This is a genomic window from Paenibacillus sp. PAMC21692 (assembly GCF_014303795.1).
GTDB lineage: Bacteria > Bacillota > Bacilli > Paenibacillales > Paenibacillaceae > Pristimantibacillus > Pristimantibacillus agaridevorans.
The window spans coordinates 2,347,318-2,359,345 of the sequence record NZ_CP060293.1 but is presented as its reverse complement, the minus strand read 5'-3'; the positions used below and the strand labels follow the sequence as shown (position 1 = coordinate 2,359,345).

At 55.4% G+C, this 12,028-nt stretch carries 9 protein-coding genes; 4 read left to right on the top strand and 5 right to left on the bottom strand.

From position 1 onward, the window contains the following. Positions 1-76: 76 nt before the first annotated feature. Both H7F31_RS09400 and H7F31_RS09395 read right to left on the bottom strand, forming a co-directional pair. Positions 77-550: a GNAT family N-acetyltransferase gene (locus H7F31_RS09400; RefSeq protein WP_187103935.1), complete on the bottom strand. Its 474-nt coding sequence runs from the start codon at positions 548-550 to the stop codon at positions 77-79. A gap of 255 nt (positions 551-805) precedes the next feature. Then, positions 806-1,954 (bottom strand): slipin family protein, encoded by a 1,149-nt coding sequence (locus H7F31_RS09395; RefSeq protein WP_187103934.1) that lies wholly within the window; start codon positions 1,952-1,954, stop codon positions 806-808. A 696-nt stretch (positions 1,955-2,650) separates the two neighbouring features. Here H7F31_RS09395 and H7F31_RS09390 point away from each other — a divergent pair. The 4 genes from H7F31_RS09390 to H7F31_RS09375 all read left to right on the top strand — a co-directional run bounded on the left by H7F31_RS09390 (position 2,651) and on the right by H7F31_RS09375 (position 6,711). Next, positions 2,651-3,970 (top strand): helix-turn-helix transcriptional regulator, encoded by a 1,320-nt coding sequence (locus tag H7F31_RS09390; RefSeq protein WP_187103933.1) that lies wholly within the window; start codon positions 2,651-2,653, stop codon positions 3,968-3,970. Next, complete coding sequence (locus H7F31_RS09385) at positions 3,957-4,772, top strand: WYL domain-containing protein (RefSeq protein WP_087569665.1); 816 nt, start codon at positions 3,957-3,959, stop codon at positions 4,770-4,772. The genes H7F31_RS09390 and H7F31_RS09385 overlap by 14 nt, the downstream gene beginning before the upstream one ends. Beyond that, positions 4,769-5,635: a bifunctional hydroxymethylpyrimidine kinase/phosphomethylpyrimidine kinase gene (thiD, locus tag H7F31_RS09380; RefSeq protein WP_187103932.1), complete on the top strand. Its 867-nt coding sequence runs from the start codon at positions 4,769-4,771 to the stop codon at positions 5,633-5,635. Before H7F31_RS09385 ends, thiD begins: the two co-directional genes overlap by 4 nt. 179 nt (positions 5,636-5,814) lie before the next feature. Then, positions 5,815-6,711: a DUF4358 domain-containing protein gene (locus H7F31_RS09375; RefSeq protein ID WP_187103931.1), complete on the top strand. Its 897-nt coding sequence runs from the start codon at positions 5,815-5,817 to the stop codon at positions 6,709-6,711. Positions 6,712-7,199: 488 nt separating this feature from the next. On the opposite strand, the gene H7F31_RS09370 is transcribed toward H7F31_RS09375, so the two are convergent. From H7F31_RS09370 to H7F31_RS09360, 3 genes are all read right to left on the bottom strand, one after another. After that, entirely contained in the window at positions 7,200-8,378 is a 1,179-nt protein-coding gene (locus tag H7F31_RS09370) for an IS110 family RNA-guided transposase (RefSeq protein ID WP_187101738.1), read from the bottom strand. 296 nt (positions 8,379-8,674) lie between these two features. Further along, entirely contained in the window at positions 8,675-9,847 is a 1,173-nt protein-coding gene (locus tag H7F31_RS09365; protein ID WP_187103930.1) for an acyltransferase family protein, read from the bottom strand. Next, the gene (locus H7F31_RS09360; protein WP_187103929.1) at positions 9,847-11,622 is read right to left on the bottom strand and encodes a class I adenylate-forming enzyme family protein; all 1,776 of its coding nucleotides are present in this window, start codon (positions 11,620-11,622) and stop codon (positions 9,847-9,849) included. Before H7F31_RS09360 ends, H7F31_RS09365 begins: the two co-directional genes overlap by 1 nt. Between the last annotated feature and the right edge of the window lie 406 nt (positions 11,623-12,028).

Below are 12,028 nucleotides of genomic sequence, written 5' to 3'. Positions count from 1 at the left end.
ACGATCATGTGCATCTCATGTTTCGATTGCGGGGGCATGCCATGATTATACCACCTTCCGCTTGGGAACCGACTCTCTAGCTCAGCGATTTGATCATTTTATAATTTCTTAACGCAATCCCGTTACGAACGGGGGCTTGCTCCTTGACCACAACAAAACCGCGGCGCTCGAAGAACGGCCTTGCCGTCACGCTGGCATCTGTATCGATCGCAGGGAGCCCTAGCCTGCCAGCCTCCGCTTCCAGCGTCTCTACCAAAACAGATGCAATGCCCCGGCCTTGATAATCCTTGTGAACGAACAGCCTCTCCAGATGACCATGCTCTGTCATATCCGCGAATCCCTTTATGGCGCCTTCGATGACGGCAACCAAAGCAAAATTCGCCGCCATGGACTCCAGCCATGCAGCCGCACGACGCTCCATGTCCTCCGCCGGCGCCCATGCATCCAACTGCTCCCGCGTATAGTCCCTGCTGTTCACAGTATGTACCGTGCCATAGAACAAGGTTATGATCTCCTCTATATCCGAATCTTGAAATCCCCTGATTTCCATACCGTATCGCCTCCATCCAAACGATCTAAGTATACACAATTACACCCCGCACAAACACATTGAACCGTTTAATGCTTGTTACTCACTGCCTATCGGACAGATAGCGTCGCTGGTGTCTGTTAGATTTTAAACCTTTCTTACCGCCAACAAAAAAACGCAGCTGGACCGTTAAGTCCGCTACGTTCCAATCGTGCCGCCAGCACCGTCCGTACTGCTCGCACCGCCAATTCTGTCCGTACTACTCACACTGCCAGCTCAGCCCGCACTACCCGCACCGCTCGCACCGCCAGCTCCGCCCGCGCCATTCGCCGCAAGCAACGAGTTGAGTCCTTCCAGCAGGCTGCCACCGCCGCCCGTCAGGGAGATCGTGCCGATCTTCTCGCAGATCTTCTCCAGAAACTCCAGCTCCTTCAAACGGTACAAGGTGACATTCTCGTCCATCAGCTTCGCCGTGTTCAGGAGGCTTCTCGTGGATGCCGTCTCCTCGCGGCGCGTGATGAGATTGGCCTGCGCCTTCTTCTCCGCCAGGAGAACCGTGTTCAAAATATCCCTCACATCGCCCGGCAAAATAACGTCCTTCACGCCCGCCGACTGGAAAGCGACGCCATATTCCTCGCTGCGCTCGTTCAGCTTGCCCAGCGCGTAAGCGCCGATCTCCTGCTTTGTACGAAGCAGATCGTCCAGCTTCATCGTGCCGACGTATTCCCTAAGAATCAACTGCAGCAGGATGTACATTTGTTCGTCGAAGCCGCGAATTTCCAGCGCTTTGAGCGGATGAACGATGCGGTATTGGCAGACGAAGTTAAGGCGGAGCGTCACCTTGTCCTCCGTCATGATTTCCTGGCCCGTCATGTTGAGCTGCTGCTGGCGGAGATCGACGTTCTTCAGCGCGACGCTGACGGGTCCTCTCCAAAAGTAGTAGCGGCCGGGACGAAGCTCTCTCTGCAGAACGTTGTCGTAGAAGAGCAACCCCGTCTCCCAGTTTGCGACCTCGTGCATGTGATAGTAGCCCGCAAGCCTAGGCAGAATGGAGCGTTCGATCTCGGAGCCAAGCTCCGGTACCCGAACGTCGATCCGGCGGAAGTCATGGCTGACGGCCACATTCCAGAAGGCGTACTTGCCGGGCGTCAGCAGTCGGGAAAACCTGCCGTCCTCGTAATGCAGAACGTATTCGTGATCGCCTACCTCCACGATCGCAAGCTCGCTCCGCAGCTCCGCGTCCTTGAGGAAAAACGCCAGCTCCTTGCCGGGAACCGCGAACGGCTCCGCAAGATTCATCATCGTCATCGTGTAACCCGACCAAGCGGCGAATCGGTATGTGCCTGGGCGAAGCGATTTGACGAAGCTTCCTTTTTTGAACAACAGGCCTCGCTGATCATTTCGAACCGTAAATGTATGTATCATGTTCATTGCTCCTTTCGTTGTGGCGACCTGATACGGAAGCGGCGCTACCGCTCCGGCAGCGGAACAAGGCTTGAGATGGGCGCTATTACGGACGACTGGCATGCCCCTTATCCGGGCAGCACTCGGCAATCCGACTTCGATTGCATCGCACTGCCTTTCTAGTAAACATCCTTCGTCCCTCGCGCCTATCGGGATCCGCCTTGCTGCATAGCTCCGTTCGCGGCGAATCCGCCTTGGCGTCTTCGTCCGCTCCCGTCCCGGGGTCTTCTGGGAAAAATCATACTTGGACTCAATTATCAGTTGAGTGCTCTACCATGAGCTCGCTCTTCAAGCGATCGGGAGTCGAACCCGATTAATGGCGGTTCATAGCCTTCACGCGCACAGCATACGAACGCATACTTGCGCCCGCACTGCGGGATGAATGGACATCCCCGCCTGGTTGCAACGTCAGTGCTTTATGAACCTTCTTTATCATAAGGGATGGCAAATACTGCGAACATGGCGAAAGTATTACGAGAGCGTTATGAACGAGAGAAGCACAGCCTCCCAGGCGATGACTTGGACGCATTATGGAGCTTGGAAGGATAGCGCCGTCATGCCGTTAGGCGAAGGGAAAGGAAATTTAAGCTTTGGGCACCTGCCGCAGACCTGTTACAATGAGTGGAACGCCAACCGGACCGAGAGAGGAGAGAAAGTATGGCCAGAGAAAGCTTCGACAAGGAGATCCAGTTCCTGCGTATGCTTGCCTTGACGAGCGGTGCCTACAGCCGCCAACAGTATGCGGAGAAGCTTGGCATCTCCGTCCACACCTTCGATAAAATGATGAAACGGCTGCGCGAAATCGCCGCCAGTTCGCTTAACGGACGAGACGGCGCCGCGGAGCAACGGGACATGGCGGAGCTTCTGCGCTTTAGCTATCTGGATTCCTCGGACCCGCTGCTGCTGTTCCTGTTCCGCGCGAAGTCGCTCAAAGAATCCGAGAGCGAACGTCTGTCTATTCTGCTCGGCGCGATGAAGGAAGGCGCCAAGACGGCTATGGAGCTGCTGGACGCTTGCAGCGAAGCCATGCCGCCTGAGCTCGCCTTGCCGGATGAGAAGACGATTCGCGGCGATCTGAAATATTTGGAGGGAGTAGGCGTCATTACCCGTGAGCCCGGTCCGCGCCCTTATCGGTACGCGTTGTGGGACAGGTTCGCAGGCTTGCTCGCGGAGGACGAGCTGCTCGATGTGCACGACTACGCCTGCATGATGGCGAATACCCAGCTCCCATCCGTGCAAGGGTACCTTCTGCGGGACATGATGAGCAAGCTGCTGACGCGCGATCGCGGGTTCGACGCGGAGAACCTGGACGTATTCCGCTACAAATACCATTATTACTCCCGCATACTGGACGAGGCCCACTTGTTCCCGTTGTTCGAGGCCATCGAGGGGCGTTGTTATGTTTCTTTTCGTTATTTTTCGCCCAAAAAAGAGACCAGCTACTCTTCCCGCAACACCAATCCGCTCTTCGAACGCGAGGCCGGGGGCAATCGGGAAAGGGTATTGCCGCTCAAGATCGTCTACGATCATCAATACGGGAGATGGTATCTGCTAGGCTGGGGGGCGCGGCACGGGATCAAGAAGTACCGGCTCGAAGGAGTGACGGATCTGTCCGTGGGCGATGCCGCCGACGCGGACAGCTGGAACGAAAAGCTTGGGCTGCTGGAGCAGCGCATCCGCCACAGCTGGCTCGTCGACACGGGCCGCAAGACGCTCGTCCGGGCTCGCTTTTATAAGCCGGGACCGTCGATCCCGGACTTTGTTCGCGAACGCGTGCTGCAGCAAGGACAATGGGGCGTCATTACGGAGGAGGATGAAATATCGTTCCTCTATGAGATCGAAGTCAACGGGATCATTGAAATTAAGCCTTGGCTTCGCAGCTTCGGCTCAAGCTGCGAGGTATTGGAGCCGGCGCGGCTCCGGGAAGAAATGATTGCGGAATGGAAGGAGCTGAGAGAGTATTATGAATCCCTTTGAGAAAATATTCAATTACCAGCTCCTCTCACGCCTACAGGACGGCGGCGCGGCGATGGTTACCTCGCACGAGCGCTCATGGCTGAAGTCCATGCTGGCGCATCCCGCCGCGGAGGAGGCGTTTCTCCCGGAGACGCTGGACAAGCTGCGCGACATGCTCCGGGAGGAGCCTGTCGTCGACTGGACGCCGCATCTGCTGCACAAGGCGGCCAGCAAGGAGAAGATGGTGTACCACCCTCATATTCGCACCATTCGCCGTGCCATCCATGCCTGCAGTGCACTTCGGATCGCGTACAGCGTTAAGAGCGGCGGCTCCAACGCCCATGAGAACGCAATTCCTTTCAAGCTGGAATACTCCATGGTAAAGCGCGAATGGTACCTCCTCTGGTACGACTCCCGCAAAAGCATGCTGATGAATACTAGGCTGTCGAAGCTCGCCGAGGTCAGCGAGAAGCCTTGCGATCCCGAACGCTTCGCAAGATGTACGGCCCAGGCCAAGGCTTATCTCGTCTCGCGCCGGGCAGAGGCAGTCATCGCCGTTGTGCCGGCCTATAACGAGGAGCTGTCGCGCATCCTGTACGCTTTCTCCTGCTTCGAGCGGGAGGTGTCGTTCGACGAAGAGCGGGACGAATACCGGATCAAGCTGTACTTCTCGCTTAACGAGCAGGAATACGTATTGTCGAAGGCGCGTTTCCTCGGCAAACGCATCCGCATCGTCGAGAACGATCGGCTCATCGCCCGCATGAAGCAGACCGTCTCCTGGGCGCTGCAGCGATATGGCGTGGATGAGGGGGCGACGGAATGAAGGCTCAAGCTCCCAAGAGGGACGATGGCACCGTCCGTAAGGCGCTGACGATTGCGGGATCGGACAGCGGCGGCGGCGCTGGCATTCAGGCCGACCTCAAGACGTTTCAGGAGCTCGGCGTTTATGGCATGTCGGCGGTCACGGCTGTTACTGCGCAAAATACGCTGGGGGTACGTGCCGTCTATCCCATGACGTCGGACGCCGTTGCCGCGCAGCTCGGCGCCGTAGGCGACGACCTGGCTCCGGATGCGGTCAAAACAGGCATGCTCGTCGGAGCGCCTATCATTGACGCCGTCGCGGACCAGATTGCTTCCTTCGGCTGGCGCAATCTGGTCATCGACCCCGTCATGATCGCCAAAGGCGGCTCCGAGCTATTGCGGCAAGATGCGCTGCGCTCGCTAAAGGAACGTCTGCTGCCGCTGGCACGCGTCATCACGCCGAATATCCCGGAAGCGGAGACGCTGACCGGGATGAAGATCGCCACGATGGCGGATCGCGAAAAAGCGGCGCGGTTGCTGGCCGCGATGGGGGCCGGCAGCGTCGCTATCAAGGGCGGGCATGACGAATCGACGCGAGACGTCACGGTCGATTTGCTGTACGAAGACGGCCGCTTTCGCTACTGGGAAAGCCCTCGCGTTGATACGAGGCACACGCACGGCACAGGCTGCACCTATTCCGCCGCGCTGGCTGCAGGACTTGCAGCGGGACTGAACGTCCCCGAAGCCGCCGAACTCGCCAAGTCGTTTATCCGCGCGGCCATCGAGGACAGCCTGGACATCGGCTCGGGACACGGTCCCACTAATCACTGGGCGTATGGACGGCGGGCACGCGGCTGGATCACTCCAAATCCTTACACTAACTAGTGTGTTCAGTTCGACTTTGTTGTTGTCACAGAAACTCGGGCCGTTCGGGCGTTTCTGCTCTACTATGATGGTGCTGACGACATACCTGGGCACTTAGTCGCGGGTTTTACGCCTTCTGCAACCTTACTCTCCCTCCTCCCGTCTAGATGTTCGACATCATGACGAGGAGAGATTACATAATGAATCATCGCACACCTTGGCTCAAAATCGCAGCCACTCTCACCATCGCCCTATCGCTGGTCTCCTCCGGCTGCAGCAACGGGAGCAGCAACGACTCCAACGGAAGCAGCAGCAACGCCAGCCAGACGGAAACACCGGATCAGAGCGCCTCGCCGGAAAATTCGCCTTCGGACGGAACATCAAACCCGACTGCTTCACCTTCGGCGGAGTCATCAGCTTCTTCAGCTCCATCAGAAGAAGCGGAGGCAGCACCTTCCGCGTCCTCATCGGCGGATGCGAATCGGCCCGGAACTAGACCATCAGCCTCGAGCAACGCTGGCGAGAAACCCGCCCCGAGCGCCAAGCCGACGGCCAAACCCGCGGAGAAGCCTGCGGCTACAGCAAAGCCGACAACTAAGCCTACAACTAAACCAACTGCGAAACCAACAACGAAACCAACAACTAAACCTGACGCCAAGCCTACCGCGAAGCCCAACCCGACGGCCAAGCCCGATGCTCCTGGCGCTAACGTGGCGGTGGCGGACATCATAACCAACATAACGAATGACGTAGAGCTTCCGGCGCTTATCGAGGCTACCGGTGAGCAGATCAAAGACTTCTACTACTTCGACGGAGCCGAGCTGCTTGAGGAAGGTATATTCAAACAAGCGATGATGAACGTCAAAGCAACGGAGCTGGTCGTTGTCAAACTAAAATCCTCCGAGCACTATGATACGGTTAAGGAGGGTTTGACGAAACGCGCCGAGGACATCATCAAGACGTTCTCAACATACCTTCAAGACCAGTACGAAGATGCCAAAAACTATCAGATTGTCCGTAACGGCAACTACGTGTTGTTTTCCATCTCGCACGACCAGGAAGCCATCAAAAAGGCATTCGAAGCGTCTTTTGGTTAATTGCATCCAAAGTCTCCGAATCGGAAAATAATAAGAAGCTTCCAACCCCACTTGCTGTGGTTCTGGGAGCTTCTTAAGTTTTGTATGCGCAAGGCAACCGAAACGATATTCTACTCGTGAATTTTGCTGGAGTTGCCGCTAATCAAGCTGTATGGGCTTCGCTGCGCTATGTAACCCGATTTTTTCGGGCTACAGCACTCAAAGTAGCTTCGCGGCGCTCTGTAACCCGATTTTTTCGGGCTACAGCACTCAAAGTAGCTTCGCGGCGCTATGTAACCCGATTTTTTCGGGCTACAGCACTCAAAGTAGCTTCGCGGCGTTCTGTAACCCGATTTTCTCGGGCTACGAGTGCCAACAAGCAGCTCTGCAAGTACAAAAACCAGCTAATACTTGTCAAGCATTTAGTATTGGAGTGGGGCAGTTTAATTGGTATACTGATTTCTAGGCACGACCTTCATTGGCGTGAAGGTTATGGGTAAATTTGGTTTTTAGTTTCTGTAGGGCTGCTTTTTACTAAGGATGGCGTACACGTGATGGAGAAGCTTGTTGGCGCAAGCGATCACGACCACCTTGTATGGCTTGCCCTCTTTTCTTTTCTTGTCGTAATATTCTCTAATCCTCTTGTTGGTGCTTCCCCGGATCCCGCATTGCACAGCTAAATACAACGATCGGCGAAGTCTCTTTGAACCCCGCTTAGTAATTCGTGAACTTGTGGCGGTAAATTTCCCGGAACTAAAGATTCCAGGGTCTAATCCCGCATACGCCACAAGCTGTTTAGCGCCTTCAAATTGTCCTACATCTCCAACCTCCGCAACAATTGCTGCAGCTAATTTATCCCCGATCCCAGGTATGCTTTTCACCAGTTCTACCTCAGGTAAATCAAATGCGAGTTCATTCATCTGTTTCTCAAGATCACTTAATTGCTCCGTGAACGAAAGCAACAAGGAAACCATACCACTTAAGGCTACGGTCTGAGATTGGCTTCTAGGCTGTGCTCTCCAATCTAACAAGATCTCTCGAAGTCGTCTTGCTTTCTCATCAACCCAACGTCTCGAACGGGATTTTCCAGCGCATGCCTGAATAGTTTCAACAAGATCCCCATCATCGCCCTCTAAACAACGCTCCAACACGCTTAGCGACGTGACAGAGAACAGGGCATAAAAGATCTCCTCATAAGCCGGAAAGACCTGTTCGAGCAATGCTCTCGCGTTTAACTTCGCTTGGACGAACATTCCCGTCACAAACTCATGCTGCCTGGTCACATGCTGCAGCTCTGTAAACGTTTCGTCCCATGTACGATGCGGTAAAACGTCCCCGCGGTAGTACATATCGGCTAGATGCCAAGCATCCGCAGCATCTGTTTTTACCTTCCTAAGTTGAGTTCCTTTCGCACGCTTAGACTGTAACGGATTAACGATGAAATGCGTCCATCCACTACGTTCGAGATAAGCTACAAGCCCCCGATGATAATGTCCTGTCGCTTCAAGAATAACTACAGGGGCAATTGCCATCCTCGCCTGTAACTCTGCTAAGAGCTCCCCTAGCCGCTCGAATCCGCTATCCCCGTGAGAGATGCTCTCCAACTTCCCGTACGGTTCGTTCCTCCTTGTAAAAGCTTGTACTACGCTAGATCCTTTCGCTACATCCACACCTACGACTGGCTGCATAACAACCTCCCTAATAAAATTGCCGGCACTCCCACGATGGTTCCAAACCCATAGCTTCGCTTGTGATGCGAGGTCGTTGCCTCTACCAGCTCAAACATGGTCATTGGGGGTAGTGGGAGAACAGTTTTTGTGACGGGGTCTGACCCCTAAAAGACGCACGTTCTCCCGGCTACCGCCATCGTATACCGACCATAAAAAAAGGCCAACCAGTAATAACTGGCTAACCTGATAATACGAAAAGAAGCTGATCCTGCATCGTCACCCTCGTGACCTTGCTAAAACAGCCTCCATGCAGTTCAGCCTTCAAATTTATTGGCGGTCATCCCCGCGGAAGTCCGCGTCTGCCGCTTCGCCCCAATCATCGGGTCGGAAGACATTCCCGCCGCCGCTTCCACATCTCCTGGCGATGCCGCGCGCTCACCCGAAAGTCCGGACTTGCGGCTCCTGCGATAAAGCAACAGGGTCAGCGCCGCGCATTCGGCGAACGTAAGCAGGGATTGCAGCACCTGCTGCCACAGGACGAGGTCCAAGCTTCCACCCCAGCCGAACAGAATCTTGTTTAATCGCATAAGCGGGATATGCCCGACGAACGTGACGATGCTGAATAGATTCAGCAGACGATGATGCGCCGTTATGGTCGCGTTGCGAATGCGAAGCACGCCGTAGAACAGAAGCGCCGTATTCGGCAGCATGGCGAATGTCAGCTTGTAGGCATCGCTCCAAGGTGCGAGAGTCGTCAATAGCACCGTCTCCGCAGCCGTGGCGCCAATCGCGAGTACCGCAACCAAGCGGACATTCATCCTCAGGAATTGCTCCTCGTATTTCGCCATTAATGCTCCCATCACGACAAATGTAAGCCCGAATCCCAGATAACGAGTGGCGCCTGTCCACAAGAAACCTGGCAGCGACGCGTTGTCTACCTGGCCCATCCCCGTAAAGCTGAGCAAGCTGCCCGCAGCCAACTGGACGACACCATACAATACAGCGAGCATAATAAGAATCATCTTAAAAGACAGCCGGTTCAACAACCAGTAGGCTGCGACGGAACCGAACAGCAAGGGCGGAATGAACCACAGCTGGAGCAGCGGGCCGTTCACGAACACGGCCATCACCAATATTTTGGCCTGCAGAATGAGGTTGGATAATCCCAGTCCGTCTTGGAGCAGCGCGGGCACATTAAATTCGGCTGCGAACAACAGGCAGAAGACGGCGTATACGGCGGCGATCCGGAGCCAATATTTCCTGACGTAGGCTCCCGGCTTAGAAGCATGCGACCACCCCTTGTACAGCAGGAAGCCCGATACGACGTAAAAACACGGCACGACGACACGCCCCTCCAACATAAGGAACGACGCAAGCGGCGGCAGGTCCATCGCAACCATGGAGGGTATCAAGAGCGCGTGCGCAACCAGCACGAGAGTCGCGCCGGCCAGCTTGAACAACGTAATGCCGGGGTAGAAGCGCCTCATTACGCATGTCTCCGCAGCGAGCCAAGTTCTTGCAGCACCAGTTGCTTCATCTCTGCGACGGAAACTTTGCCCGTTCCGGACATGGGCAGCTGGGACAGGAAGATCGTTTCCTTTGGCAGCTTGAACGCAGACAGGTACGGAGCCAGCTCCACCCGCAGGCGCTCCGCCGACAACTTGGCTCCCGGCTTCGGCACGACGCATGCGCAGATCTGCTCCCCGTACAGCTCGTCGGGAATGCCGAGCACCATCACATCCTCTACATCGCGGATTCGCAGAATCGCGTTCTCGATTTCGACCGGCGAGATCTTTTCGCCGCCCCGCGAAATGATCCGGTGCATTCGTCCCGCAATGGTAAGCTGATTCTGTTCGTCGATCGTACCCAGATCGCCCGAACGGTACCAGCCGTCGTGCTGATGGCATGGGCGCTCCGCCTCGTCGCGAATATATCGCATAACCCGATGCCCGCGAATAAGAATTTCCCCCTGCTCGCCGCGTGGCAAGGCTAACCCCGTCACGGGATCCTCGATGCGGATCTCGATGCTTCGGTCAACCTTGCCCGCGAGACTGTATTTCTCGCTCATAAATTTATCGTAAGGAATAAGTCCGCCCAGCAGCCTGGTGTGCTTAAGCATGCGGTACAGAAGCGGCAGCACAATCCCCCCTCCCATCAGACAGGTGCCGCTCGCCACCGCCCCCGCCTCGGAGGAGCCATAGCTGACCAGAAAAAAACGCAGCTTCAGCTCGTCCGTCACACGCCTGATAATGACGGGGTTAACGGCAGCCGAAGTAAATGCCACTCCAATCAGCGATGACAGATCGTAACGGCTTCTCTCGGGAGCGCCAATCACTCCCTGCAGCATATACGGCGTGCCGACAAGTACCCTGCATCGTTCCTTCTCGATGACTTCCAAAGCTTGCATGGGGTTGTAGCGGCTAAGCATGACCGTGGCGACGGGTGCGCTTGTCATCGTTGTAAGAATCGTTGCGAAGCCCCCCATGTGGTAAAGAGGCAGCAAATTCAGCATATTAAATCGCGTCATGATCCAACTGCTCGCTTTTGCCGTTAAGGTAGCTAACCGGCCTCGTCCCGGCTCCTTAGCCGACGGCGCAAGAAAGGAAGCCGTCGTACGCAGTACGCCCTTGGGCTTGCCGAGCGTACCCGAGGTGAACAGCAGCACGAGCGGGTCGCGAGCCGCCGTTTGCTGACTTGCTTCCCGGAATAGGGCATCCTCTTCTTCCTTCGTACCAACGCTCGTCGCCAGCTCCCGATAGGAACGGAAGCCGCATCTGTCGCCATCTGATCCGCCGCCAACCACGAATATTCGCTCCGCTCCGGGCAGCCAATCCGGCAGTGAGCCATGACGCGCCTGAAGCTCCTCCGCCAGTTCTCTTGTCATGGCGGGATACTGCTGCTTGTGGCCTTCCGCTCCAAGCAGCAACACAGAGGGGGAAGATTCTTCGAGATACACGGCCAGCTCTTCCTTGCGGGAGTAAGCATTGAGCGGTACCAGTATCGCGCCCAAACAAGCTGCCGCATACATTGCGACAATCATTTCCATTCGCCCTGTCATCAGCAGGGCGACCTTGTGGCCTTTGCGCACGCCAAGACGGCGCAACCCGCAGGCAAGCGGACGCACCTCCTTCCAGATGTCGCGCCAAGTGTGTCGCTGCCCCCACTCGGGAAAACAATAAGCAACCGCGTCCGGATGCTCCAAAGCCCGTTGCTCCAGCATTGCAGGAACCGTGCCCGTTTGATACTCGCTGCGCCATGCCATCCTTCGCCTTGACCTCCGATCTTATTATGGAACATATCATCTACTATAACATCAATTTTGTTCTTAATAAAGAACATTCTAGTAAAGAAAACCTCTCGCAAGGCCTCTCGAAGATGAGCGAACTCCAGCTTTGCAAAGTAAAGCCTCTTCTGAAGCGTAAGGTAAGTGTTATCGCCAATCCAGTTGCATTGGTAACTCAAATAGCGGGCTGCGAAGCTTCTCATTCTTTTGACTAATGGGGATCGATTGAAGCGGGTGGGAAAACCTCCCACTAAATTTATCAATCTCCACTCCCTGGATAAAATTAAGGGAAAAGTACCCTCTAATTCGCCCGAAACCATCAATACAGACTCGAAAGCAGCGAATTAGATGGCGTTTTTCCCTTTAGTTAGAAAAATTCGAGGGT